The organism is Lacihabitans sp. LS3-19, from assembly GCF_024343575.1.
Taxonomy (GTDB): Bacteria; Bacteroidota; Bacteroidia; order Cytophagales; family Spirosomataceae; genus Leadbetterella.
In genome coordinates, this window is record NZ_RJUA01000130.1 from 69,877 (window position 1) to 94,541 (window position 24,665).

26 protein-coding genes are annotated in these 24,665 nt (G+C 35.9%); 17 read left to right on the plus strand and 9 right to left on the minus strand.

Features of this window, described 5'->3' with window-relative positions; all coding sequences use genetic code 11:
- Positions 1–2 precede the first annotated feature (2 nt).
- The 4 genes from coaD to hisB form a co-directional block, all read right to left on the minus strand.
- Positions 3–458, minus strand: coding sequence for a pantetheine-phosphate adenylyltransferase (gene coaD / locus EGI22_RS23190; RefSeq protein WP_255071031.1), 456 nt, complete (start codon positions 456–458; stop codon positions 3–5).
- A complete protein-coding gene (locus EGI22_RS23195) occupies positions 458–859 on the minus strand; it encodes a biopolymer transporter ExbD (RefSeq protein WP_255071033.1) in 402 nt (133 codons plus the stop codon). The genes coaD and EGI22_RS23195 overlap by 1 nt, the downstream gene beginning before the upstream one ends.
- The gene (locus EGI22_RS23200) at positions 859–1,542 is read right to left on the minus strand and encodes a MotA/TolQ/ExbB proton channel family protein (RefSeq protein ID WP_255071035.1); all 684 of its coding nucleotides are present in this window, start codon (positions 1,540–1,542) and stop codon (positions 859–861) included. Before EGI22_RS23200 ends, EGI22_RS23195 begins: the two co-directional genes overlap by 1 nt.
- Positions 1,543–1,675: 133 nt before the next feature.
- Positions 1,676–2,797 (minus strand): bifunctional histidinol-phosphatase/imidazoleglycerol-phosphate dehydratase HisB, encoded by a 1,122-nt coding sequence (gene hisB / locus EGI22_RS23205; RefSeq protein WP_255071036.1) that lies wholly within the window; start codon positions 2,795–2,797, stop codon positions 1,676–1,678.
- A 151-nt stretch (positions 2,798–2,948) separates the two neighbouring features.
- On the opposite strand from hisB, the gene EGI22_RS23210 reads away from it, so the two are divergent.
- Positions 2,949–4,238, plus strand: coding sequence for a serine hydrolase (locus EGI22_RS23210; protein ID WP_255071038.1), 1,290 nt, complete (start codon positions 2,949–2,951; stop codon positions 4,236–4,238).
- Between the two features lie 59 nt (positions 4,239–4,297).
- Here the strand turns inward: EGI22_RS23210 and EGI22_RS23215 are convergent, their stop codons facing one another.
- Positions 4,298–5,521, minus strand: coding sequence for a patatin-like phospholipase family protein (locus EGI22_RS23215; protein ID WP_255071040.1), 1,224 nt, complete (start codon positions 5,519–5,521; stop codon positions 4,298–4,300).
- Positions 5,522–6,060: 539 nt separating this feature from the next.
- Between EGI22_RS23215 and EGI22_RS23220 the strand changes: the two genes are divergently transcribed.
- Positions 6,061–7,146 carry a serine hydrolase gene (locus EGI22_RS23220; RefSeq protein WP_255071041.1) on the plus strand — a complete coding sequence of 362 codons (1,086 nt, stop codon included), beginning with the start codon at positions 6,061–6,063 and terminating at the stop codon, positions 7,144–7,146.
- On the opposite strand, the gene EGI22_RS23225 is transcribed toward EGI22_RS23220, so the two are convergent.
- Positions 7,117–7,275 carry a hypothetical protein gene (locus EGI22_RS23225; protein ID WP_255071043.1) on the minus strand — a complete coding sequence of 53 codons (159 nt, stop codon included), beginning with the start codon at positions 7,273–7,275 and terminating at the stop codon, positions 7,117–7,119. The two genes, EGI22_RS23220 and EGI22_RS23225, sit on opposite strands and share 30 nt — an antisense overlap.
- Positions 7,276–7,475: 200 nt before the next feature.
- Between EGI22_RS23225 and EGI22_RS23230 the strand changes: the two genes are divergently transcribed.
- The 9 genes from EGI22_RS23230 to EGI22_RS23270 all read left to right on the plus strand — a co-directional run bounded on the left by EGI22_RS23230 (position 7,476) and on the right by EGI22_RS23270 (position 15,926).
- Complete coding sequence (locus tag EGI22_RS23230; RefSeq protein WP_255071045.1) at positions 7,476–8,066, plus strand: TetR/AcrR family transcriptional regulator; 591 nt, start codon at positions 7,476–7,478, stop codon at positions 8,064–8,066.
- Between the two features lie 20 nt (positions 8,067–8,086).
- Complete coding sequence (locus EGI22_RS23235) at positions 8,087–9,358, plus strand: TolC family protein (RefSeq protein WP_255071047.1); 1,272 nt, start codon at positions 8,087–8,089, stop codon at positions 9,356–9,358.
- Positions 9,359–9,373: 15 nt separating this feature from the next.
- Positions 9,374–10,363, plus strand: a complete 990-nt coding sequence (locus EGI22_RS23240; RefSeq protein WP_255071049.1) for an HlyD family secretion protein — start codon at positions 9,374–9,376, stop codon at positions 10,361–10,363.
- Position 10,364: 1 nt separating this feature from the next.
- Positions 10,365–11,288 (plus strand): ABC transporter ATP-binding protein, encoded by a 924-nt coding sequence (locus tag EGI22_RS23245; RefSeq protein WP_255071051.1) that lies wholly within the window; start codon positions 10,365–10,367, stop codon positions 11,286–11,288.
- A gap of 5 nt (positions 11,289–11,293) precedes the next feature.
- A complete protein-coding gene (locus EGI22_RS23250; protein WP_255071053.1) occupies positions 11,294–12,034 on the plus strand; it encodes an ABC transporter ATP-binding protein in 741 nt (246 codons plus the stop codon).
- The gene (locus EGI22_RS23255) at positions 12,035–13,141 is read left to right on the plus strand and encodes an ABC transporter permease (protein ID WP_255071055.1); all 1,107 of its coding nucleotides are present in this window, start codon (positions 12,035–12,037) and stop codon (positions 13,139–13,141) included.
- Positions 13,138–13,272 carry a hypothetical protein gene (locus EGI22_RS23260; RefSeq protein ID WP_255071057.1) on the plus strand — a complete coding sequence of 45 codons (135 nt, stop codon included), beginning with the start codon at positions 13,138–13,140 and terminating at the stop codon, positions 13,270–13,272. Before EGI22_RS23255 ends, EGI22_RS23260 begins: the two co-directional genes overlap by 4 nt.
- A 263-nt stretch (positions 13,273–13,535) precedes the next feature.
- Positions 13,536–14,657: an ABC transporter permease gene (locus EGI22_RS23265; RefSeq protein ID WP_255071059.1), complete on the plus strand. Its 1,122-nt coding sequence runs from the start codon at positions 13,536–13,538 to the stop codon at positions 14,655–14,657.
- A 132-nt stretch (positions 14,658–14,789) separates the two neighbouring features.
- The gene (locus EGI22_RS23270) at positions 14,790–15,926 is read left to right on the plus strand and encodes a M28 family metallopeptidase (protein WP_255071061.1); all 1,137 of its coding nucleotides are present in this window, start codon (positions 14,790–14,792) and stop codon (positions 15,924–15,926) included.
- A gap of 11 nt (positions 15,927–15,937) precedes the next feature.
- Here EGI22_RS23270 and EGI22_RS23275 read toward each other — a convergent pair whose 3' ends face one another.
- The 3 genes from EGI22_RS23275 to EGI22_RS23285 form a co-directional block, all read right to left on the minus strand.
- Complete coding sequence (locus EGI22_RS23275; protein WP_255071063.1) at positions 15,938–16,828, minus strand: diacylglycerol kinase family protein; 891 nt, start codon at positions 16,826–16,828, stop codon at positions 15,938–15,940.
- Between the two features lie 96 nt (positions 16,829–16,924).
- A complete protein-coding gene (locus tag EGI22_RS23280) occupies positions 16,925–18,019 on the minus strand; it encodes an acyl-CoA desaturase (protein ID WP_255071064.1) in 1,095 nt (364 codons plus the stop codon).
- 148 nt (positions 18,020–18,167) lie between these two features.
- Complete coding sequence (locus EGI22_RS23285) at positions 18,168–18,614, minus strand: thioesterase family protein (protein WP_255071065.1); 447 nt, start codon at positions 18,612–18,614, stop codon at positions 18,168–18,170.
- 195 nt (positions 18,615–18,809) lie between these two features.
- Here EGI22_RS23285 and EGI22_RS23290 point away from each other — a divergent pair, with 195 nt between their 5' ends.
- From EGI22_RS23290 to EGI22_RS23315, 6 genes are read left to right on the plus strand one after another with little or no spacing between them, the layout of a single operon-like run.
- Positions 18,810–19,397 (plus strand): TetR/AcrR family transcriptional regulator, encoded by a 588-nt coding sequence (locus EGI22_RS23290; protein ID WP_255071067.1) that lies wholly within the window; start codon positions 18,810–18,812, stop codon positions 19,395–19,397.
- Between the two features lie 10 nt (positions 19,398–19,407).
- Entirely contained in the window at positions 19,408–20,145 is a 738-nt protein-coding gene (locus EGI22_RS23295; RefSeq protein ID WP_255071069.1) for an outer membrane lipoprotein-sorting protein, read from the plus strand.
- Between the two features lie 13 nt (positions 20,146–20,158).
- On the plus strand, positions 20,159–21,388 hold the full coding sequence (locus EGI22_RS23300; RefSeq protein WP_255071071.1) for an ABC transporter permease: 1,230 nt from the start codon (positions 20,159–20,161) through the stop codon (positions 21,386–21,388).
- A 24-nt stretch (positions 21,389–21,412) separates the two neighbouring features.
- Positions 21,413–22,627, plus strand: a complete 1,215-nt coding sequence (locus EGI22_RS23305; protein ID WP_255071072.1) for an ABC transporter permease — start codon at positions 21,413–21,415, stop codon at positions 22,625–22,627.
- Positions 22,628–22,657: 30 nt separating this feature from the next.
- On the plus strand, positions 22,658–23,353 hold the full coding sequence (locus EGI22_RS23310) for an ABC transporter ATP-binding protein (protein ID WP_255071074.1): 696 nt from the start codon (positions 22,658–22,660) through the stop codon (positions 23,351–23,353).
- A complete protein-coding gene (locus EGI22_RS23315; RefSeq protein WP_255071076.1) occupies positions 23,310–24,557 on the plus strand; it encodes a hypothetical protein in 1,248 nt (415 codons plus the stop codon). The genes EGI22_RS23310 and EGI22_RS23315 overlap by 44 nt, the downstream gene beginning before the upstream one ends.
- The last annotated feature ends 108 nt before the right edge of the window (positions 24,558–24,665 follow it).

Consider the following 24,665-nt stretch of genomic DNA (forward strand, 5'->3'; position numbering starts at 1 on the left):
CCTTAGTCTATTTTATAAGGAATATAAGGAGAAATGTCTGCACCAAACTTATGTAATTCTCTAACTATTGTTGAGCTAATTGGGGCTAACTCTGGGGCAGTGATTAAAAATACTGTTTCAAGTTCTTTCGCCAACTGCCTATTTACCTGAGATATGGTATTTTCGTATTCAAAGTCTGTGGTGTTTCTTAATCCTCTAAGAATAAACTGAGCTCCATATTTAAGGGCTACGGAAGCTGTAAGGTCATCATAATGAACTACAGTAACTCTTGGGTCGTCTTTAAAAGTACCTTTTATTTCAAGATCTATTCTATCAATTTCAAAATATCTTTTCTTATTGGTATTTGTTCCTATGCCAATAATTATCTGATCGAAAAGCTTTAGCCCTCTTTCTACGATATCTGCATGCCCTTTAGTAAAAGGATCAAACGAACCAGGAAAGAAGGCTATTTTTTTCATTATTTTGTCAGTTCTGTTGCCAATACCATTCTGATTTTTATTCTGGCACCAATGGCCATCACGTCCACCAAATCCTGTATTGTAAGTGATTGTTCAGCTCTTAGGATTACCGTTGGCTCTTCCATACCTGCTGTTGCCTCTACAAGTGCAGATTCAAGAGAGGGGAACGGAACAGGTTTTTTATCTAGAAAATATAGCTTGTCTTGCGTTATCGAAAGTGTTAATGGTTGTTTGCTTACATCATGCGTCGATTTGTCCGACTTTGGAAGCAACAATTTTATGACGTTAGGGCTGCCCAATGTAGAAACTATCAAGAAAAACAATAACAAGAAAAACATGATATCGTTTAACGATGACGTCTGTACTTCAGCTTCGAACCTTCTTTGTCTTTTAAATTTCATTAGCGAATTGGCTCGTTTAATGTGTCGAAAAAGTCCATAACCGTTGCCTGAAGATTGATACTGAATTTGTCAATCATCATGTTGATGCCGTGATAGAATGAATAAGCTAACAAACCAACAACAAGACCAGAGAAACTTGAAATCATTTTTTCATAAAGACCATTTGAAATAGTTTCTATCGAGAAATTTCCCGTTACAGAGATTTCGTAAAATATACGAATGATACCAGAAATAGTACCTACAAAACCTAATGTTGGAGCCACACCGGCTATCAAACCAAGATAACCCATGTTTTTTTCCATTTTGGATATCTCAAGGTTGGACTGTATCTCCATAGCACTTTCTATGTCTTTTACGGGTTTCCCTACTCTGGCAATTCCTTTCTCAAGAATTCTAGAAATAGGTTTGTTGGTACCTTTGCAAAGTGAAGCCGCAGTACGAATATCACCTCTTAAAATGTTGTCTTTCAAGGATCTCAAGAAATTTGAGTCAATTTTTGAGTTTTCTTTGATAAACAAATATCTCTCTGCCGCCATAAAAAGCGTAACCAAAAGTAGTGCCATGATTGGGTAAATCACGAAACCGCCTTTTAATAATAATGAGAGATAATTGATACTTTGAACACTAGCTGCGGCGGTGGAGTCTGTTGCCGCTGGTACTTGAAGAATGAGGTCTAAAAGCATATTTTGTTTGGGTATAATTGTATTTTTCGGTAAATAACTGAAATGCACTTAAAATATTTTGCAAATTAAGATTTTTTTAATCAAAAAGAGAATATTCAGATACTAATTAGTATTAAATAAAGGTTTTAAAATCTCACAAAGTCCCCTTAGTACTAGGCAAAGCATCCAAATCATTGATATTTCTTTTTACAGCCATTTTTATCGCTTTTGCCCAAGCTTTATAAATCGACTCGATTTTGTGGTGCTCGTTGTCGCCTTCGCATTTGATGTTTAGGTTACATTTGGAAGTATCTGAGAAACTTTTGAAAAAATGCATGAACATTTCGGTAGGCATTTCGCCAATCTTTTCACGCTTAAAACTTGCATCCCAAACCAACCAAGGTCTACCCGAAAAGTCAATAGCTACCTGCGAAAGACACTCGTCCATCGGCAAAAGAAACCCATAGCGGTTTATGCCTCGTTTATCTCCCAAAGCCATTAGATAGGCTTCACCCAATGCAAGGGCGGTGTCTTCTATGGTGTGATGTTCGTCGATATGCAAATCTCCTTTGACAGTTATGGTCAAATCCGCACCAGAGTGTTTGGCTAATTGATCTAACATGTGGTCGAAAAATCCAAGACCCGTTTCAATTTTAGAATTTCCCTTTCCATCTAGATTCAACCTTACATAAATATCCGTTTCTTTGGTGGTACGTTTTACTTCGGCTACTCTTTCGGGCAGTTTCAGAAATTCATATATTTCGTCCCAGTTATTGCTTACCAAGGCGGTTGCTGCTATTATTTCTTGTAATGCATCTGCTGGCAATTGTTCCCCAATAAATATCCCTTTGGCTCCCAAATTTATGGCCAATTGTATATCGGTAATTCTATCGCCTAACACAAAGGAGTTCTTTAAGTCGTAGTTTTCAGATTGGTATTTGCCTAAAAGACCCGTTCTAGGTTTTCTGGTTGGGGCGTTTTCGTGTTCAAAAGTCCTATCTATAAAAACCTCGTCGAAATGTATATTTTCATTTTCGAGCGTCTTCATCATTTTTTGATGCGTTGGCCAAAAGGTGTTTTCCGGGAAAGAATCTGTGCCTAAGCCGTCTTGGTTGGTCACCATAGCCAACTCAAAATCAGTCTCTTCGGCTATTTTTCGCATGTTCGAAAGTACTTTTGGAAGAAACTCAAGTTTTTCTAAAGAATCAACTTGGAAGTCGGTCGGTGGTTCAATAATTAGGGTTCCGTCGCGGTCTATAAAAAGGACTTTCTGCATTTCGTTTTTTTTGCAAAATTAACTTATGTTTAATAGTTTTTAAAATTTACTTTAGAATAAACCTGAATTTATATAGTTTTAAAGAAAATTTAGAAGCGAATTACTTTAACATAGCTTCTTGAAAAATTATATTCTCCTTAAAACATAAAATATGAAAAAACTGATTCTCCTTTTATTTATTGGTTTTCAAACCTTTGCCCAAACAAAAGCCTTAAGAACTTCAGCTACTTTAAATGTGGCCAGTCCAGAATCTGTCGGTATGTCTTCTGACAGAATCAAACGCATAGAAGATATGTTAAACGAAGCTATCAAGAATGAAAATATTCCTGGTGCCACCGCCATTATAATCCGAAACGGGAAGATTATTTATCAAAATGCCTTTGGATATGCTGATGTGCCCAACAAAGTGACGATGAAAAATGACCATATTTTCAGAATAGCTTCCATGTCAAAAGCGATAACATCCACTGCGGTGATGATGCTTTGGGAGCAGGGAAAGTTTATGCTGGATGATCCAATTTCAAGGTATATTCCTGAATTTAAGAATCCTGTGGTTTTGGATAAATTCAGATTGGCAGATTCATCGTATAGCACAAAGCCTGCGGACAAAGAAATTACGATAAGGCATTTGTTGACGCATACCTCTGGATTGGGCTATGGCGTGATAGATGGTGACGAAAAAATGAAGGCTATTTATAAAAAAGCCGGAATAGTGGATTTGTTTACGACAGAACCCGTAAAAATCGGCGATAATATTAAGAAATTGGCGAAACTGCCCTTGCATGCTAATCCTGGTGAAAAGTTCATTTACTCTGAAGGATTGGATGTTTTAGGCTATTTTATTGAGATCGTTTCTGGTATGACTTTTAGTGATTATCTGCAGAAAAATCTTTTTGAACCGATGGGAATGACCGATACTTATTTTTATTTGCCGGATGCTAAAGCCAGCAGATTGGTAGCGGTTCAAACCAAAACAAATGATAAATGGGTGCATTTTACGGATACTTTTTATGATGTAGATTATCCCAAAAAAGGAGCGAAGACTTTTTACAGCGGTGGTGCTGGACTTTCATCAACAGCAAAAGATTATGCGACGTTTTTGCAAATGTATGTAAATGGGGGAGAGTATAATGGCAAAAGATTTTTGAGCAAAACTACGATCAATTCTATTTTGTCTGACCAGTTGGGTGACATTTGGGGAGGAGAAAAAAGTCCTACAGGTTATGGTTTGGCTTTTGGTTTGGTAAAACAAAAAGGTGTTGCCAAAGCCGGAAGTGGTTCTGAAAATACTTTTGATTGGGGTGGATATTTCAATACGGCCTATTTTGCGGATCCTAATGAAAAAATTATTGGCGTATTGATGAAACAAACACAAAAAATAGGGGAGGACCGAACTTCAGCACTATTCCGTCAAATGATATTTGCGGCAGTGGAGGAGTAAAATTTTTAAATTTGATATTTAAGAGGACAAACTTTAAAGGTAGTTTGTCCTCTTTTTCTTTAATTCAATGTAGCTCTCAGTTTTTTATAAGCTATCCAATCAAAAGTATCCAAAAACTCTTGAGCTGCTTTTACACCTCGGATAAAAAGGTCCAGTTTTTCTTCGTCACTTATGTCAAAGTTTAACCAGTTGTGGCCGTCCGTATCTATCCTGCCGATGAGGTTTTTGTAATCTTTGTTTTTCAATAAGAAATCATATTCATGCAGATATCGCATGGTATTGAATATGGCGTAAAAGAATTTCAGAAAGGTTTTGAAACTATTAAACTTTTGTCTGTCTTTGCCTAATCTTACGCCAAAGGTGGGTTTTCTTGGTACTCCAGCACTCAGATGGAATACATTTATGGGGAAATTAGAAAGTGTTCCACCGTCTACAAATCTCACTTTATCGGGTATTTCGCCAGTATATCCCACTGCATCATCCCAGACTTTTTCTTGGTTTTTGGGGATGTTTTCCACGGTCATGGGTTTAAAGAAAAGTGGAATAGACATGGTTGCTCTTACGTATTTGGAAGGTGAAGTTTCCTCTGGATTGCTAAAGTAGAGATTGTTGTGCAATGGAAATTCGACCTTGGTTTGGGTAGTTATATCTGAGGTAATGATGGCGATTTTGGATGAAAAAACTTTATTTCCTTCAATGTTTTCTCTTAGTATCAAACCTTTTGCCAAAGCATCTCTGTGGTTTTGTAAGTCTTTGGTGGTTTTGACGTTGGCTTTGTTATGCAGAATGTCTTGAATCCATTCTTCGAAATTATTGCCGTCATTTAAGCCTAATTCATCTCTAATGAGTCTGAAGAGTTTACCAAGATGAAAAATATGCTTGATACCGACCCAAATAAGGGGTTTGTCCCCAAGGACATCTTTTATTAGTTTTCGCACAAAACTGTCTCCATCCACAAAATCAAAAAAGTCTTTGCTGGCTATAATATCTATTAGCTCTTCTGAAATAGTATCATGCGTTTTGGGCTGCATTGAGGCCAACATCATTGAATTTATGGCACCTGCAGAAGTGCCTGCAAGGCTACAAAATTTTATTTTGGCTTTTTCTAATGCGTAGGTATAACCGACCAAGGCGATTCCAAGCACACCGCCACCTTCCATTACAATATCCACATATTGGTTGCCTTTGGCATCTAATGTGTCGGAAACTAGTGGTTTTTTGTCCGTTATTTTTTTGATTAAATCCTTAACTTCTGTATTTTCTGTAAAATCTTTAGCATTCATGGTATGTTTTTTTTAATATGAAAATAGTGGTTATTTTCTGTATTTTAAAGTAATCCATTGAAAATCAGGTAGAATTACTTAAGAAATGGAGTGTTTTATTCAATATTTTTTATGAAAATATAAGATAAATTTCGATTACAAACCGTTTTTTTGGTAAATAACTAAAGTTTCGGAGTTAAAAGCATTATTATATATAAACTTTGTGTGCCTTGCCAGGCGGGCATTCTTTTTTTTCGAAAAAAAAGAATCAAAAAAAACACTTTTTTTGCAATGATCCTCTGAAAAATTTCGCAACAACGTTTTTGGCTAAAAGAAATCCAAAGGAAGCGAAATTTTACAACGGACTGCAAAAAAAATATAAGGACCAATTAGTAATTATTTAGAATTTGGTAAAATTCTGATATTCAGTGCTTTGGAATTTGGACAATATTTAAAAAAAATGATTTTCAGTACTTTATTTTACGCAGAAACTTCAGTAAATATTATTAGCTATTATCTTAGATTATTATTAGCCATATTTTCTATTTAATCAGTTCATAATGAAAAGATTTCAATTAAGTTTTTTCTTAATTTTTATGAGTTTTACATGTATTTCTCAATCATTCAAAAATGATATTGAGACCGAATTTTTAAATAATCCAGAGAATATCGGAAAAGGGCTTTTGGTGATAAAGGATGGAAAAGTTTTGTATAAAAATGTATCTGGTTGGGCAGATAGGCAAAATGGCGTTTTGGTAGAAACCAATTCAAATTTCAGGATGGCGTCTGTTACCAAGCAATTTACAGCGGCGGCTATTTATTTACTTCAGAAAAAAGGAAATCTGAATTTAAACCAAAATCTCACAGAATTTTTTCCTGATTTTTGTTCAGTTGGTAAAAATATTACTGTTCATCATTTGCTAACACATTCATCTGGGATTATTGATTATGAAGAGATTATGCCTTCGGATTTGAAAATACAGCTATCCGACAAAGCAGTTTTAGAAATGGTGCAAAATGTCAATAGAACCTATTTTGCTCCTGGTACTGAGTTCAGATATAGCAATACCGCATTTTGCCTTTTGGCATTGATTATTGAAAAAGTTTCGGGTGAAAAATACGATGATTTTCTATACAATGAAATATTCAAACCGCTTGGCATGTCAAAAACGGTAGTCTACGAAACTGATAAGGATATTCCGAATCGTGCTTATGGCTATGCTTTGAATGAAAACAAGCAGCTATTTTTCTCAGACCAAAGTCTGACGAGTGCCACTAAAGGCGATGGTGGGGTTTATACTTCATTGGATGATTACGAAAAGTGGTTTCGAGAGCGAAAAACTGTTTTAGGCTTAGATTTTGAAAAGATGTTTAAGCTTTCAAATGCCAAAATATTAAAAGAAAACTACTATTCATTTGGCTGGTTTGTTTCCAAAGGCAAGCCCGAAGTTTTATTCCATTCTGGTTCTACATGTGGTTTTACCAATATGGTGCTCGAAGTTCCAGCCTCTCAAACATTGGTAGTTTATTTTACAAACTTGGCAGACAATTCAACTTCATTTGCCCCGATAGAAAGTATTTTGAAAAAGCATAAAATCCTACCAGCGTATTTTTCTTCAAAAGTTCTGCATGAGCGGACGAATTGAGGGGGGAGCAGAATAGAAAGTAGTTTGGATTTTCCGAACAATTTGAAATACATTAAGTTCTCCTTCTTTAAAAACATTATCATTTTGTTCGCTTACAGTAGGTTTAGACCTGTCGAACAATTCTTTCATTGCCTTTCGGGTAAGCAACAGTTTTGATAATATATACCTAAAATTCAGCAAATTAAAGACTAAAATCCTCAGATTTCAGCTTTCCCCTTCCCCAAATTCTAAAAAAAAACACAAAAAATATTTGCATAATAATTTTGAACAATTACATTTGTTGAAAAATTAACCATTTGGTTAAATCATTTAGTTAAACTATTTGGATAGTGACAACAGAAGAAAAAATAATTACAGCTGCAGAGCAAATTTTTATGGAGCAGGGCTTTGATGGTGCTCGTATGCAGGCCATTGCCGACAAAGCCGAAATTAATAAGGCCATGCTGCATTATTATTTCAGGTCGAAGGATATGCTCTTTGAGAAAATTTTTGTTGAAAAAGTGAAAGTATTGTTTCCGGCCATTGGTGAGCAAATGAAGCAGCATCTGAGTTTTATTGATAAAGTGTGTTTTTTTATAGAGCAATACTACCAAATTCTCAATAAATATCCGTTTTTACCATTTTTTGTTATTTCTACCGTCAACAAAAAAGACAACCAACATTTTATCCAAAAACTCCCCATAGATTTTTTCAAAGAATTCTTTCTTGAGAGCTTTTTCCAAGACCAAGCACAAGGCAAAATCAGGCAGGTGAACCCATTTCAGTTTGCACTTAGTCTGATGGGTATGAGCGTTTTTCCGTTTCTGGCCAAACCTGCCTTAGTAGGTATAACTCAAATGAGCGATGGGGATTTTACGGAACTGATGAACCAAAGAGTGGTGGAGCTGCAAACCTACGCTAAACTTATTTTAACACCTTAGAACTTAAATTTTTTATTAATATGCAAAAAATAATTTATGTGATAGTTTTCCTACTTTCGGCCTATTTCTGTGAAGCTCAGCAGACGCTTTCATTGGATGAATGTCTCGAATTGTCGGAAAAAAATGCACCTCAGGCCACTAATCTACCATTGATACAACAAACGGCGGATTTACAGGTCAAAATCTTGAATTCCAATTTTCTGCCACAAACCAGCATCGGTGGGCAAGCCACTTGGCAATCGGAGGTTACGAGCATTGGCATCAGTTTGCCGAATGTAAACATTCAGCCGCCGCCAAAAGACCAATACAAAGCCACGCTAGATGTGGTGCAGAATATCTGGGACGGCGGGGTGACCAACAAACAAGTTTCGGTAGCCAAACTCAATGCCAAAGTAGAAGAACAAAAAGTGGTGACGGAGCTTTTTCAGGTAAAAGAGCAGGTGAGTGCCTTGTATTTTGGGATATTGTTTGCCGAAAAACAAATAGCCAATGCTCAGATTTTGCAGAAAGAATTGCTGAACAAATTGGACAAAGTCAAAGTCTCGGTGGCCAACGGTGTGGCTATAAAATCGAATCAATTGGCAATAGAAGCCAAAACCATAGAGATAGATCAAAATATTAATGAAGCTCAAAAACGCAAAAAAGCCGCTTTGGATGCTTTGGGGCTTTTAATTGGCCAGACGATTTCGGAAAACACCCAATTGGAAGCTGGCTTTGAAGGTTTGGTAAATACTTCAGATGTAAACAGACCCGAGCTTCAATTGTTTGATTATCAAAAAGATATGTTGGGAATAAATCAACAAATGGCTAAATCTAAAAATTTACCTAAGATTGCTGCCTTTGCAACTGGCGGATATGGAAAGCCGGGTTTGAACTTTTTGGCCAACCAATTTCAAACGTATTTTATTGGTGGCGTAACGATGAAAATTCCTTTGAGTTTTTTGTATTCTGGTTCACAAAGCAATGAAATCCAGCAATATAAAGTAAGTCAGCAAAGGATTGATGCCCAAAGAGAAACGTTTCTGTTGGGAACAAAAATAAAAGTGAGCAACCAAAACCAAGAAATAGCGAGGTTGGAAAATTTGATAGAAAGCGATAAAAGACTTTTGACTATCAGAGAGCAAATAAAAGTAACGGCGGAAGCTCAACTAGACAACGGTGTGATAACAGCCAACGACTATCTGACCGAAGTGGATAACGAAAATATAAGCCGCCAAAATAGCATTTTGCATAACATTCAGCTTTTACAAGCCAAACATAATTTAAAATTGATAACTGGAAATTTGAAATAAACATTAATTAAAAAAATGATGAATAATAATTTTAAAATCTTTTACGGAATACTGCTAGGTCTTGTGGTAATGTCTTGTAAATCAGGCAAAGACGATTTTGACGCAACGGGTGTGTTCGAAACCACCGAGACCATAGTTTCTTCTGAATCTACCGGTAAAATCCTATCGCTGGAAATAGAAGAAGGGGCAGTGTTGACGGCCAACCAATTGGTAGGAAGTGTGGATTGTGAAAACCTTGGCTTACAAAAAGCTCAGGTAGAGGCAAGTGTGGAGGCCGTGGGCATGAAACAAAACAATGCGGGTCCTCAAACGCAGATTTTGAAAGAACAACTCAATACCCAATATGCCCAAATAGCTACCCAAAAAGAGCAATTGAAAGTAATAGAAAGAGAAAAAGTAAGATTGCAGAATTTGGTGAAAGCGGAAGCGATTCCTACGAAACAATTGGATGATGTAAACGGCCAAGTAGAAATATTGAAAAAGCAAATATTAGCCATGGAGTCTCAAACTGGGGTTTTGAAACAGCAGATTCGTTCGCAAGAAGAGCAAGTGGGCATACAAAACAGGGGGATTTTGGGTGAGAAAAAACCTTTGATGGAACGCATAGCTCAAATAGAAGATCAGATAAAAAGATGCAGCATAATAAACCCAACGGCGGGTGTGGTTTTGGTAAAATATGCCGAAACCAACGAAATAACGGGCATGGGCAAACCTTTGTACAAATTGGGTGATATGCAAAATATGGTTTTGAGAGCCTATATTTCTGGCGATCAGTTGGCCAAGTTTAAGACCAACCAAAAAGTAAAAGTGTTTGTAGACAAAGGCAAAGACGAATACAAAGAGCTGGAAGGCGTAGTGGAGTGGATAGCAACGAAGGCTGAATTTACGCCGAAAACCATCCAAACCAAAGACGAAAGGGCCAACCTGGTTTACGCCACAAAAATCAGGGTGAAAAACGATGGCTTCTTAAAAATCGGAATGTACGGAGAGATAAAACTCCAATAATATGGCAAGTATTTTAATAGAAAATATTACCAAAACCTACGAAAAAGGTACTGTGCTTGCTTTAGACAATATAAGTTTTGAAGTGAAGGCAGGAGAGCTTTTTGGGCTAATTGGACCCGATGGAGCTGGTAAAACTACCCTTTTTAGGATTCTTACCACCTTGCTCAATGCCGACAGCGGAAAAGCATCGGTAGCAGGATTTGATGTACAGAAGGACCTTTGGGATATTCGAAAAATCGTTGGCTATATGCCGGGTAAGTTTTCACTGTATCAAGATCTGAGTATTGAAGAAAATCTCAATTTTTTTGCGACAGTTTTTAATACCACGGTTGAGGAAAACTTTCATTTGATAGAGGAGATTTATGTTCAGATAGAGCCATTTAAAAAACGCTTAGCAGGCAAACTTTCGGGCGGAATGAAACAAAAGCTGGCACTATGCTGTGCTTTGATTCACGAACCCAAGGTCTTGTTTCTCGACGAACCCACCACAGGTGTCGATCCAGTTTCTAGGACAGAATTCTGGGATATGTTGGACAGGCTAAAAGCGAGAGGCATAACGATTTTGGTTTCTACGCCCTATATGGACGAGGCGAGTCGCTGCGATAGGATTGCTTTAATACAAAAAGGCAAAATATTAGAAATAGATACTTTAGAAAAGATTATCGAGAATAATAAGCGACCGCTGTATTCGGTAAAGGCAGATGAAAGGTACAAATTGATGCTGGAATTGCGGGATTACGCTGATACAGAAACATGTTTTGCATTTGGAAGTGAGAACCACGTAGTTCTGAAATCCAATGATAAGGGATTTGATGCAATGAAAGATTTCTTGAGTTCGAAAAACTATTCGGACTTAGAAATCAAAAAGATAGAGCCCAACATTGAGGATACTTTTATAAAATTGATGTTGGAGTCTGAAAAATAAAAATTATGGTCAATAGCGTAATACATACCAAAAACCTAACTAGGAAATTCGGCGACTTTGTGGCAGTAGATGCCATCACTTTTGACGTAAAACCAGGCGAGATTTTTGGTTTTTTGGGAGCAAACGGAGCTGGAAAAACCACCGCTATGAAAATACTCTGCGGTTTGCTTAGTCCCACATCAGGTAAGGCCACTGTGGCTGGATTTGATGTTTACAAACAAAACGAAGAGATAAAGAAGCATATAGGCTATATGAGTCAGAAATTCTCGCTTTATGAAGACCTGACTGTAAGAGAAAACATTAGATTTTTTGGTGGAATTTACGGCATACCTCGGAAAGAGTTAAAAGGAAAAATAGATGCATTGATAAATCGCTTAGGATTAAACGATGAAGCCGACAAGTTGGTGGGCTCTTTGCCTTTGGGTTGGAAACAAAAGATTGCTTTTTCAGTGGCTATTCTTCACGAACCCAAAATCGTTTTTTTGGACGAACCAACCGGAGGAGTTGATCCTATCACGAGGAGGCAGTTTTGGGATATGATATTTGAGGCAGCGAGTCGTGGCATCACGATTTTTGTGACAACACACTACATGGACGAGGCCGAATATTGCGGTCGAGTATCCATCATGGTGGATGGTGCTATAGCTGCACTGGATACGCCGGACGCTTTGAAAAAACAGTTTGGTGTTGAGAATATGGACGGGGTTTTTCTTCAATTGGCTCGCGGAGCAAAAAGATCAGAATAAATGAAAATATTTTTTGCATTTGTACGGAAAGAATTTTGGCATGTGATACGCGACAAACGAAGCTTGATTATTTTGATTGGTTTGCCAATTGTAATGATGCTTTTGTTTGGATTTGCTCTGACGAGTGAGGTGAAAAATTCTAATGTGGCGATTTTGGATTTTGCGAAAGACGAGGCTACCCAAAAACTCATTACGAGAATAGACGAAAGTGAGTATTTTACAGTAAAGAAAACCTTAAGTTCTGAAAATGAAATAAAAGGGGAGTTTCAGAAAGGGGAGGTGAGATTGGTGATTATTTTTCCACCGAATTTCCAAAATGACCTTAGGCATGAGAATAAATCGCAGATGAGATTAGTGGCAGATGCTTCTGATCCAAATACGGCAAATATCACGATAAATTATGCATCAGCCATAATCAGAGATTTTCAGAGTGATTTGAGTAATAATAAAAAATTGCCCTATACGATAGATTTGGAAACCAGGATGTTGTACAATCCACAGCTTAAAAGTTCTTTTAATTTTGTGCCAGGTGTGATGACGCTCATCATGATGCTTTTGGGAGCCATGATGACTTCGGTATCGATCGTGAAAGAAAAAGAAATGGGCACTATGGAAATTCTCTTGGTGTCACCGATGAAGCCCATTATGGTTTTGATAAGCAAGGCCGTTCCATATATGGTGCTCTGTTTTATTGATATTATTTTGATTTTGCTAATGGCCGTTTACATATTGGATATGCCAATACAAGGTAGTATAGTGTTGCTTTTGGCTGAAAGTTTACTGTTTATCATTACGACGTTATCTTTAGGATTACTGATTTCTGTAAATGTCGATTCCCAGCAAGTGGCGATGTTTATTTCTTTGGTTGGGCTTTTAATGCCCGCCTTGATTTTCAGCGGATTTATGTTTCCGATAGAAAATATGCCTTTACCGCTACAAGTTATGAGCAATATAGTGCCTACCAAATGGTATTATAATATCGTAAAAATAGTGATGGTAAAAGGCTTAGGGTTTTCGTATATTATCAAACAAACCTTGATTTTGCTTGGAATGACTGTGTTTTTCTTAACCATAGCCTTAAAGAAATTCAAAATAAAATTAGAGTGAGATTAGCAGATTTTGGAATTGATGATGTTCGAGAAAAATTAAATAAAAATGGTTCTTTATATCAGCCAGCACTGTCTGAACGCAATCAAAATTCTCTTGGAAAAATGCTTCTTTTTAATACAAATGACTAAGAGAATTTTGAGTGCGTGAGTTTGTGGACGGTCGGCCGCAGCCGTGCTGTTTTTTTTGGTGGTACGCCACTCCGATTCGGTTTTTTTGAAAAAAAATAAGGGCGGACGGCTAGTTCCTAGGCGGCAGCCGACACAAAGTTTTTAAGAGTTTTATGTGTGAAAGTGCTTTAAATGACTTTTGAGTAGCGAAATATGTTATGTTTTTTTTAAATGCATTTTAGTCGAAGGGCAGTTTTCTAATTATCGAAAATTAAAATATTGAAATGAATAACCTATATTTTTTATTGCAAAAAGAATTTAAGCAGATTTTTCGAAATCCCACAATTCTTAGAATGATAATAGCGATGCCCATTTTGCAGCTAATATTGTTGCCTTTGGCTGCAGACTATGAGGTGAAAAATATCAATGTCAGCATTGTAGATCAAGACCATTCTACCTATTCTCGCAGATTAATTCAGAAAATTAGTGCTTCGTCTTATTTTAATCTTTCTGAGTATACGGACAGCTACAAAAAATCTTTGGATTTGGTAGGTAAAGGAAAAACGGATTTGGTTTTGACCATTCCAGCACATTTTGAAAAAGAGATAATTAAAGAAAATTCTGCCAAACTTCACTTAACTGCAGACGCTGTAAACGGCATTAGAGGAGGTTTGGGAAGTGCTTATCTTTCGCAAGTGATTGCGGATTTTAATAGAGAAATTAGAGAAGAGTGGATATTGATGCCTCGGAATAGCGAAATTCCACAGATTGAAATCAGTTCGGCCAATTGGTACAATCCACACAGCGTTTATCCACTTTTTATGGTACCGGGCATTTTGGTTATTTTGGTTACCATGGTAGGTGCTTTTATGACAGCCCTAAACATTGTTTCAGAAAAGGAGATTGGAACGATAGAACAACTGAATGTATCTCCATTAAAAAAACACGAATTTATCATCGGTAAATTGATTCCATTTTGGGTTTTAGGTATGGTTTCCATTACTATCGGTATGGTAGTTTCATTTGTAGTTTTTAGAATTTTGCCACAAGGTTCATTTTTAACCATTTACGCATTTTCGGCTATTTATTTGTTAGGTGTTTTGGGAATTGGGCTTTTAATTAGCACGTTTTCAGATACCCAACAGCAAGCCACTCTATTTGCATTTTTTGCTATGATGGTTTTTATTCTTTTGGGAGGTTTGTATACACCGATTGAAAGTATGCCACGCTGGTCTCAGATTTTGACTTATTTCAATCCGCCAGCCTATTTGATAAAAATAGTCAGGGCCATTTACATCAAGGGCAGTACTTTCATGGATTTGAAAAAAGATTTATATGTTTTGATAGCTTTCGCCATTGGATTTAATGGCTTAGCGGTTTTGAATTATAGTAAGCGGAATGCTTAATATTTGAGATAAAATTATTTCTTGAATTTACTTTTTAGTTTTTTTTTAGATCATTCTTCCAAATCTAAAATTCTCAGAAAGAACCTATTTTATTCATAGATTATTATATTTTTGTATAAATCTAATAATGGCATGAACCCTGAAATCATAGTTGATAAATTGGCGAGTTTTAAAGACCGAGCTTGTGCTGGGCCAAACGAAAAACCCGTTTTAGATTACTTATCTAGCCTTTTTCCAGAAAATGAAATTGTTTTGGAAAAATTCAAAACACCCAAAAACTATCTTTTCATCGTTCATTGGTTGATTTTGGGTTTAGTATTTGGATTGCTTCTCACGCCAAGGTTTGATATCTTTGGCTTATTGATAATTTCATTTTTCGGTGTTTCTGCTATTTTGTATTTCAATTGGTACGCTTCACCGGTTACCAAGTTTCCACCTTTGGTTGAGTCTCACAATCTGATTATTAAAGGAAATAAGCAATCTAAAAAGAAAGTAATCTTAATGGCACATTGGGATACCGCACCGATTTCTATATTGTACACTCCTAGCATGGTTGGTAATTTTCGTAGTTCGCTGAAAATCAATATTTTATTAATCGTTTTGGCTTTTTGTGTTTCTTTGGTTTATTGGATATTTCCTTCAACAATATTGGTTTGGTTAAGTCGGGCATTGGTCGTTTATTTCCTTGGGCAATTAGTGGTTGCTTCTTGGGATTTTTACAAGTTTGGCTACTCAAACGGTGCATCTGACAATGCAACGGGCGTTGGAGCGGCAATTGCTACTGCACAAAAACTTTGGAAAGAAAATTTACCGAATTTAGAAATAGAACTGGTTCTTACAGGTGCCGAAGAGGTTGGAATGATTGGTGCAAAGGCTTATTATGATAATAGAATTGGAACATGGAATGCAGATACCATGCTCATCAATTTTGACACTTTAGGTGCAGGCAATTTGAAAATTATCACCGAGACAGGAAGTTGGGGAAACATAGTTTATGACAATGAATTGATTCAAATAGCCAAAGAAGTTATCTCAAAAGATGAGGCACTTGGCCATGTGAAACTCGGAGCTTGGCACACAGCGGATTTTGATTCGGTTTGGTTTCAAAGAGCTGGAGTTCAATCGGTTACTTTAGGTGCATTGGACCAAAACGGTAGAATGCCAAACATCCACAGAGAAACCGATGTTTTAGAAAACGTAAACTCCAAACCCGTGCATGATGCAGTTGAGGTGGCTTTTGCGATGGTTAAAAAGCTAGCGAATTCATAAAAGAATAGATTTTAAACAATTAGATCGATTCTTTTATCCAAAATTTCAAATTCTAAAGGTGTTTCTGCTTTGATTTCACCATCTACAACCAAACAAAGTGGCTCAGTGTCAATGCTGATTTTTCTGATTTTTCGATAATCTACCATAGGTGAGTCGAGGTGTTTTCCTGAGAAAATCTTCGGGAATAACATCAAAAGCTTAAGGAATGAATGTTTTCTGATAATCAAAACATCTAAGAGTCCATCTGAAAAATCCGCCAAAGGGGCCATTTTCATTCCAGTACCTGTGTACATATTGTTACAAACCAAAACGAAACTGAAATTTTCATCTAAAATTTCTTTGTCTTCAATCTTGATTTTTGCCTTAAATGTCGGGTTTATAAAAATATAGATAAAAGAAGCCACAGAATATCTTATGCCGCCTAAAAACCTGAGTTTTTCTGCTAATAGATTGATTCTAGAAACCAATCCCCAGCCCGCTACATTAAAACCGAATGTGATTTTTTTAGAGTTCTTTTCGGTGATTTTATAAATATCAATCTTTTGAACTTTCCCTTTTTTTAGTTTTTCCAGTGCTGTTTCCCAATCCAAACATTCTAAGTCATGATTAAAGGCATTTCCAGTGCCACAGGGAAACAAAAATATGGGCGGAATATCATTTCTATTTGCTAGGCCATTGATTACATCATGCAAAGTTCCATCGCCGCCTATAACGATTATGGTGTCCACACTTTCAAATGAGAAATCTTGGAGGATTTCTGAAAAATGACTCGGGTATTTGCTTTTTATAGCCGAAAAGGTACAGTCAGGTAAATTCTTTTTAATGAATTCTGCTGCTTCCTCGCTTTTTCCATTTCCAGAAAAAGGATTTATCAACAGTATATAGTGTTTAGGCGTATTCATATTGGTTATAGGGCTGAAATTGCACTAAATATAACCAATTCTATGGTTTTGATATATTTCCTATTCAGAATTTTTCAAAAATGAAATTTTATAAAATCAAACCGCTCCTACACCTAGTCTGTTTAATTGCCTAAAATGGCTACTAAGTGCATCTAAAAAAGTGCGATGTTGATTGTAGGGTACATTAAATTCCTGTGCCGTAGATTTTACGATTTTTGAAATGTCTTTGTAATGAACATGACAAATATTCGGAAACAAATGATGTTCTATTTGGTAGTTAAGGCCGCCAATAAACCATGAGAAGAAAGTACTATCGTTGGCAAAATTTGAGGTTGTCCGCATTTGGTGAATAGCAAAGCTATTTTCCATACTTCCAGATTCGCTTGGTTCAAAGAAATCAGTTTCTTCTATTACATGTGCACATTGGAATATTAGAGCCAATATCTGCCCACAAATGGCATGCATTAACAAAAAACCTAGCATAGTTTGCCACCATAAAATAGGAGAGAAGTAGATAGGAACTGCAATAAATAAAAGAATATAAGAGGTTTTGGCTATGAAAATCTCAAGTGCCGCTTGGCGGATAGAAATCCCTTGGTCTTCAACTAATTTTTCTTTTCCGTATTTTACAATCTGCTCTATGTCTTTGCCTAAAAACCAATATAGCGATAATATACTATATAGAAACGGTGCATAAAAAATCTGGTATTTATGAAACGCCAACTGCTTTTGGTGCGGTGACAATCTTATTGTATTGTTTTTCGAAATGTCGTCATCCAAACCTTGAATGTTGGTGTAAGTATGATGCAAAACATTGTGCTGGATTTTCCAATTTACATGGTAACCACCAATGAAATTAATTATTAAACCAACTGCATGATTTATTTTGTTGTTTTTAGAATAAGATCCGTGATTGGCGTCATGCATTACAGAAAGCCCTATTCCAGACATTCCCAAACCCATAATTGCCCAAAGAGCCATTTGCCCGGCTAGAGAGGTTACCAATCCTGAAATGATAAATCCAAAAGGAATAAAATATAATGCACACATAAAGATAGTTTTTACTACCATAGAGGTGTTGCCATGTTTTGATTGGCTGCTATTTTTGAAGTGAGAATTGACTCTTTTTACTACTTCTCTATAAAACTCAGGTTGACTGTGGACATTAAAATTCACTGACTTTCTTCTCATACTCAAAGGTTAGGTTTTTCGAGCAAACAAAGTAAGAATAATAAACTAAGAAACCTTTAAATTTTTACTTTATTGTGATTGTTTTAGGTTGTTTTGGATTTTTTTAAGTGCATTTAGGATTCAATCACTATTCCTTTTTAATCTTTTTTTAACCTAAGTCAATAATTTGTTTGCCATAAACAGAAATTATTTGCTCTTTCCATTCAGTGGGAATTTCAGCTTTTGCCAATTTGTTATAATCATATGCCATTACCGTGCTTTTTGAAATCGCCGCAATTTTATTATTGGTTTTACTATATATTTTGCATTCGCCATGAATTCTGTCATTAAAAACAGACGTAATATCGTAGGTTAATATAGCAGTATCAGGAAATTTTATTGGAAATATATATTTACAATCTTGCCATGCGAGAATTATTCCTAGTATTTTAAAGTCCAAATCCAAAACATTCAGTTTTTCGAAAAAGCCAATTCTAGCAGTTTCTGCCCATCTTAAATAGTTTACATTGTTTACGTGTTGAGCAGCATCCATTTCTCCCCATTGCACCTGAATTTCAGTTTTAAAAAATGGACTTTCAGTATCTTTATTTTTCATAGTTTCTTTGTTGAAGTTTGAACAAATTTAAAAACAAAATCTATTTTATTTCCCCTTTTGAATTTTTAAGAAAACTAAAACTACTTAAGTGTTGCTAATTAGGTTTTTATGAGTTTTTGAATATTTAAGCTAAAAGTATTTGTTTTAGGAAATTATAATTTATATTTTTGACCAAACGTTCAGTCATAAAATTATATGAGCCCAATAAGTAGTGTTGAATTTGAGAAAAAGAGGGCAGTCAGTCGTAAGAAAATTATAGACACAGCCTTGATGCTTTTCGGTTCAAATGGTTTTGCAAATACAAGTATTAGTCAAATTGCCAAAGAGGCTGGTATTTCTAAAGGTTTGATGTACAACTATTTCGAAAGTAAAGATGATCTTTTGGAAAAAGTGATTTTGGAAACCGTAGAAAGCATGCAGGGCTTCTATTTGGAGTTTTTAGAGGAAGCGGATGCACGCAAAATGCTGTTGAAAATGATTGATTTCACGGTTGAATTTTTAAAAACTGAAAAAGAGTTTAATGTTTTATTGACCTCCTTAGGTTTACAAAAAGAAAGTCACCCTATTATCAAGAAAATTGCATCTGAAAAAATAAACCAATTAATGCCTTTGTTTTTAACAAAAATGAATGATGCAGGTATACCCGATGCTGAAAACGAAATTTATATAATGGGAGCTGTAATGGATGGTTTGGCTGTGCAATATTTAACTACAGAAGACGAAGTGCATCTGATGCGAGTAGCCAATGCTCTGAAGAAAAGATACAATTTAGGGAATTTATAAATAATTAAAAATGAGAAGTTTAGTTTTGATTTTGATGTTTTTTGTTTTTCAATCTCAAGCTCAAAGTGGCTCTGAGATTATAGCCAAAGCAGATGAGAAATCCAGAGGTAATTCGAGTGCTACCGAAATTACAATTCAGATTATTAGACCGTCTTGGACCAGAGAAATGAAGATGAAATCTTGGTCTTTGGGTACAGAATACAGCATGTCTGTGGTTTTGTCGCCTGCTAAAGACAAAGGAACGGTCTTTTTAAAACGAAACCGTGAACTTTGGAATTGGGTGCCAAGTATAGAGCGAACCATTAAAATGCCACCTTCTATGCTTACGCAATCGTGGATGGGCTCTGACCTTACAAACGATGACTTGGTGAAGGAAACTTCCAATAAGGATGATTTTAATTGCAAAATATTAGGTGCCGAAAATATGGGCGGTCGAGCTTGTTGGAAGATCGAAATGTTGCCAAAGGCGGGTTCGGCAGTAGTGTGGGGAAAAGTAATGACGTGGGTTGACCAAAAGGATTTTGTTTACATGAAGTCGGAATTTTACGATGAGGATAATTACTTGGTAAACACCATGGTAGCAAGCGAAATCAAAAATATAGGTGGAAGGAATTTAGCCTCAAAAACTGAAGTGATTCCTGCAGAACATCCCGGAAATAAAACCGTAATGATATTGAATAGTGCAAACTTCAATGCCAACAATCCGGCAAGTTTTTTTACTGTTCAAAATATGCGTAAAGTCAAATAAACCGAAACATCGGATGGATAATATTAAATTAATTTTAACACTTGCTTGGCGGAATTTGTGGCGAAACAAAACCCGAACTTCTATTATGATAGCCGCTACGCTCTTTGCAGTATTATTGGCAGTTTTGATGAAGTCTGTTCAGGATGGTATGTACGATAGACAAATAGACAATGTGGTTACTTTCAATACTGGATATCTGCAAATTCAACAGAAAGACTATGCCGATGAACGCACTTTGGATAATTCTTTTGAGTTTTTGCCAGATTTATCCCAAAAAATTGCAAAGACAAAAGGTGTAAAATCTTTTACGCCAAGGCTCGAGTCCTTTGTTTTGGCTGCCAACGGAGATGTATCGAAAGGTGTGATGGTAACAGGCACAAATCCAAAACTTGAAACCGAACTTACTGGCTTAAATAAAAAGGTAATAAAGGGGAAATACTTTGATGACAAATCAGAAGTAATGGTAGGTAAAGGTCTCGCTAATTATCTGAAAGTCGACATTGGCGACACGGTGGTTTTTATCGGCTCTGGCTATCATGGAATTAGTGCAAACGGTAAGTTTCCAGTTGTAGGAATTTTAGAATTTGGGGCCCCGCAGCTTAATGACAATATGATGTATATGCCTTTGGATATCGCTCAGGAACTCTTCGGAACAGGAAACCAAGTGACTTCAGTTGGGGTAAATATCTTTTCTCGAAAAGAAATGAAGGCTGTTCAGGAAAGACTAGTTGCTATTTCTGATACCACGCAGCTAAGAGTTAAAAATTGGGAAGAGCTGATGCCCGATTTGTTAAATCAAATAGAAGGAGATAAGTCAAGCGGAGGAATTATTTTAGGTGTTTTATATATGATAATTGGTTTTGTAATTTATGGAACTCTTTTGATGATGATAAGCGAAAGAATGCATGAGTTTAGTATGTTGATTGCCATAGGTATGAAAAACAGGTTGATTGCATTTACACTTGCTTTGGAGTGTGTTATCATGTCACTTTTAGGCGGTATTTTGGGCGGATTAGCTAGTTTGCCTATTACTTCCTGGTTACAAAACTCACCAATAAAACTTGAAGGTTCAATAAGCTCGGCTTATGAAAAAGTTGGTTTTGAGCCAGTTATAACTGCAAATATGGATTGGGGTATCATTTGGTCTCAAACCGAATTGGTGGTTATTTTATCTATGATTCTTTCGATTTATCCAATTATCAAAATACTTAGAATTGACCCTCTGGAAGGCATGAAGAGTTAAAGCGAACAAAAAAACTAAAACATTATGTTACTTAAAATTGCTTGGCGAAATATTTGGCGAAATCGGTCTCGAAGTTTAATAATAATAATTGCAATTATTTTAGGCTTATGGGCTGGGGTTTTTATTACGGGTTTTTCATGGGGAATGTACGAAACTCGGATACAAAAACTCATAACTGGGGAGCTTTCACATTTACAAATGCACAATGAGAAATTTAACGAAGAAATACTCGCCAAGCATATTTTGCCCGATAAAAACAAATACTTGGATGTTCTAAAACATGACAAAAACGTAAATTCGTTTTCTGAACGTTTAGTGGTAAATGCTATGATGGCTTCCTCGAGAAGCAGTTTGGGAATAAAACTTTCAGGAGTAGATCCTGAGCAAGAAAAACTAACGACAAGGTTAAATGAAAAACTTAAATCTGGAGAATATCTTGATATTTCTGCTAAAACGCCAATTCTTATCAGCCAAAAAACTGCCGAAAAACTAAAACTAGGCTTGCGAAAGAAATTGGTTTTGACTTTCCAAGATAAAAACGGCGAAATAGTTTCTGCCTCTTTTAGGATTGCGGGGATTTTTCGCTCAGGCAATTTACAATATGACGAAGCCAATGCTTTTGTAAGAAAAAGTGATTTGGATACATTATTGAAAACCCAAGGCGAAATCCAAGAGATTGCAGTTTTGTTAAATTCAGATAAAGATTTGGCAGAAGTTCAAGAAAAGCTAAAAGCGATAAGTCCAAAAGTGTCGGTGCAAAATTGGCGAGAAATGGACCCATTAATGGAATATGCCATAGATTCGTTTGACCAAACTATGCAAATTCTCATTTTTATAATTATGATAGCCTTAGCGTTCGGAATAATAAATACCATGCTAATGGCCATAATGGACCGCGTTAGAGAGATAGGCATGTTAATGGCCATTGGACTTAACAAAACCAAATTGTTTACAATGATTATGCTGGAAACATTGATGCTGTCTGCCATAGGTGCTCCATTGGGGATGTTTTTGGCTTGGTTGACCATTTTTATCACACATAAAACAGGTATAGAATTGAAAAGTATGGAAACAGGTCTTGAAGCCATGGGTTTTAGCAGTACTGTATATCCAGTGGCTCAGTCAGATCAATACTGGAAAATCGGAATAATGGTGCTGGTTATTAGTGTTTTTTCTGCAATTTTCCCCGTTTATAAAGCCATAAAATTGGATCCAGCAAAAGCAATTAGAAAAATATAAATAATTGATAATTAGAAACATACTTATATCATGAATGTAATCGAAGCAAAAGATTTATATAAAATATACGCAGATGGAGATCAGCAAATAAATGCTGTGAATGGCGTAAATCTAACTATAGAAAAAGGGGAGTTTACGGCTATAGTAGGTCCATCGGGTTCTGGTAAAACTACACTTTTGAATATGATAGGCGGCTTGGATAAACCAAGTATGGGAAGTATAAAAATAGATCAAGAAGAAATGTCTTCACTTTCTGCCAATCAATTGATAGATTTTCGGTTAAATAATATTGGATTTGTTTTTCAAGCTTATAATCTCATTCCAGTGCTGACGGCTGAGGAAAATGTAGAATTTACGATGTTACTTCAAAAAAGGCCCTACGACGAAAGAAAAAAAAGAGTAAAAGAGCTTCTAGAAAAAGTTGGTTTGGCAGAAAGACATAAAAACCGCCCTTCTGAACTCTCTGGCGGCCAACAACAGCGTGTTGCAGTTGCAAGGGCCTTAGCTCCAAAACCTAAGTTTATATTAGCAGATGAGCCAACAGCAAATCTTGATTCAAAATCAACTGAGAATTTGCTTGATTTAATGCTTGAAATGAACAAAGAAGAAGGCATAACCTTTCTTTTCTCAACCCACGACCAACGTGTTATAGACCACGCTCGCAGGGTTATTAAGCTCGAAGATGGCAAAATCAAAAGCGATGAAAAGCATGTTTTTGAAAAATGAAATTAGAATTAAATTCAAAAGCTTAACATTAATAAGTTTTTGGATTTTTGGGGTTTTTCCTTATTTATCAAATGCCCAGAATGCTGACAGTACTGAAGCTGTTACCGAAAAGAAATTTCATGTGGGTGGATATTTGAAAAATATGGAAACTATCTCTTTTCAAAACCTCAACCAAGTATTTTTGGATAATCTTGTTCATAATCGTTTAAACTTTAAATTCCAAGCTTCAGATAAAGTTGTGGCAGTTTTAGAAATGAGAAATCGTTTAATGTTTGGTAATCAGGTGAATAGTACTCCCAATTATGGAGATGTAATAGAAAAGGATAATGGATTTTTAGATATGAATTGGTCAGTTTTAAATAAGCCAGGAATGGTTTTTAATACTACTATAGATCGTCTGTATTTAGATTTTTTAGGTAAAAAGAAAGAATTAAGAATTGGTAGACAAAGGATAAATTGGGGAATAACCATGGCATGGAACCCAAATGACTGGTTTAATACCTACAATTATTTTGATTTTGATTACGAAGAGAGACCTGGCTCAGACGCTATTCGAGCAAGGATGTATTTTAAAGATGGTATGTCAAGTTTAGATGTGGCTGCAAATGTAAATTCAGCTCACCAAAACGTGACTGCGGCAATGTATAAATTCAATAAGTCTGGCTATGATTTTCAAATTTTGGCTGGTAAGTATTTCAAAGATTTGGCTCTAGGAACTGGTTGGGCGGGGAATATTGGCGGAGCTGGCTTCAAAGGTGAGTTGAGTTATTTTTACCCAATTAACGATCAATTTTCAAAAAAAGCTTTTGTAGGCACAAGTAGCCTCGATTACTCTTTTAAAAACTCCTTATATTTAAGCGGAGCATGGTTGTACAGTAGTTTAGGAATCAATCAAAAATTGGATTTGGGTGATTCAGGAATTGGTTTAAATGCCTTTGGTACATTAACCGCAAAAAGTCTTTTTCCAAGTAAAAATACAAGTATGTTAGTAGGGTCATATCCAGTTTCACCTTTGCTAAATATCAGTTTGGCAGGTATTTATGGTTATGGTATAAACTTGGCTTTTATAAGTCCTTCAATAAGCTATAGTCTCAAAGAAAACGTGGATTTATATCTTATTGGTCAATCTTTTTTTCTACAACAACAAGACAAGTTGAAAAATCTTAGCAATGGTGCTTATTTTAGAATTAAGTGGAGTTTTTGAAAATTCCACAAAGATTCGATTTGTATTTTTTATTCTAAATACAAAATGCAAAATAAGTTAGAAAATCACATTCACAATAGGATATAACCATTAAAGCATCGACAAATT

Excerpts from the sequence above, each read along its gene's own strand:
- coaD (WP_255071031.1), bottom strand. The coding sequence starts at position 458 with ATGAAAAAAATAGCCTTCTTTCCTGGTTCGTTTGATCCTTTTACTAAA.
- EGI22_RS23195 (WP_255071033.1), bottom strand. The coding sequence starts at position 859 with ATGAAATTTAAAAGACAAAGAAGGTTCGAAGCTGAAGTACAGACGTCA.
- EGI22_RS23200 (WP_255071035.1), bottom strand. The coding sequence starts at position 1,542 with ATGCTTTTAGACCTCATTCTTCAAGTACCAGCGGCAACAGACTCCACC.
- hisB (WP_255071036.1), bottom strand. The coding sequence starts at position 2,797 with ATGCAGAAAGTCCTTTTTATAGACCGCGACGGAACCCTAATTATTGAA.
- EGI22_RS23210 (WP_255071038.1), top strand. The coding sequence starts at position 2,949 with ATGAAAAAACTGATTCTCCTTTTATTTATTGGTTTTCAAACCTTTGCC.
- EGI22_RS23215 (WP_255071040.1), bottom strand. The coding sequence starts at position 5,521 with ATGAATGCTAAAGATTTTACAGAAAATACAGAAGTTAAGGATTTAATC.
- EGI22_RS23220 (WP_255071041.1), top strand. The coding sequence starts at position 6,061 with ATGAAAAGATTTCAATTAAGTTTTTTCTTAATTTTTATGAGTTTTACA.
- EGI22_RS23225 (WP_255071043.1), bottom strand. The coding sequence starts at position 7,275 with ATGAAAGAATTGTTCGACAGGTCTAAACCTACTGTAAGCGAACAAAAT.
- EGI22_RS23235 (WP_255071047.1), top strand. The coding sequence starts at position 8,087 with ATGCAAAAAATAATTTATGTGATAGTTTTCCTACTTTCGGCCTATTTC.
- EGI22_RS23240 (WP_255071049.1), top strand. The coding sequence starts at position 9,374 with ATGATGAATAATAATTTTAAAATCTTTTACGGAATACTGCTAGGTCTT.
- EGI22_RS23245 (WP_255071051.1), top strand. The coding sequence starts at position 10,365 with ATGGCAAGTATTTTAATAGAAAATATTACCAAAACCTACGAAAAAGGT.
- EGI22_RS23250 (WP_255071053.1), top strand. The coding sequence starts at position 11,294 with ATGGTCAATAGCGTAATACATACCAAAAACCTAACTAGGAAATTCGGC.
- EGI22_RS23255 (WP_255071055.1), top strand. The coding sequence starts at position 12,035 with ATGAAAATATTTTTTGCATTTGTACGGAAAGAATTTTGGCATGTGATA.
- EGI22_RS23265 (WP_255071059.1), top strand. The coding sequence starts at position 13,536 with ATGAATAACCTATATTTTTTATTGCAAAAAGAATTTAAGCAGATTTTT.
- EGI22_RS23270 (WP_255071061.1), top strand. The coding sequence starts at position 14,790 with ATGAACCCTGAAATCATAGTTGATAAATTGGCGAGTTTTAAAGACCGA.
- EGI22_RS23275 (WP_255071063.1), bottom strand. The coding sequence starts at position 16,828 with ATGAATACGCCTAAACACTATATACTGTTGATAAATCCTTTTTCTGGA.
- EGI22_RS23280 (WP_255071064.1), bottom strand. The coding sequence starts at position 18,019 with ATGAGAAGAAAGTCAGTGAATTTTAATGTCCACAGTCAACCTGAGTTT.
- EGI22_RS23285 (WP_255071065.1), bottom strand. The coding sequence starts at position 18,614 with ATGAAAAATAAAGATACTGAAAGTCCATTTTTTAAAACTGAAATTCAG.
- EGI22_RS23290 (WP_255071067.1), top strand. The coding sequence starts at position 18,810 with ATGAGCCCAATAAGTAGTGTTGAATTTGAGAAAAAGAGGGCAGTCAGT.
- EGI22_RS23295 (WP_255071069.1), top strand. The coding sequence starts at position 19,408 with ATGAGAAGTTTAGTTTTGATTTTGATGTTTTTTGTTTTTCAATCTCAA.
- EGI22_RS23300 (WP_255071071.1), top strand. The coding sequence starts at position 20,159 with ATGGATAATATTAAATTAATTTTAACACTTGCTTGGCGGAATTTGTGG.
- EGI22_RS23305 (WP_255071072.1), top strand. The coding sequence starts at position 21,413 with ATGTTACTTAAAATTGCTTGGCGAAATATTTGGCGAAATCGGTCTCGA.
- EGI22_RS23310 (WP_255071074.1), top strand. The coding sequence starts at position 22,658 with ATGAATGTAATCGAAGCAAAAGATTTATATAAAATATACGCAGATGGA.
- EGI22_RS23315 (WP_255071076.1), top strand. The coding sequence starts at position 23,310 with ATGGCAAAATCAAAAGCGATGAAAAGCATGTTTTTGAAAAATGAAATT.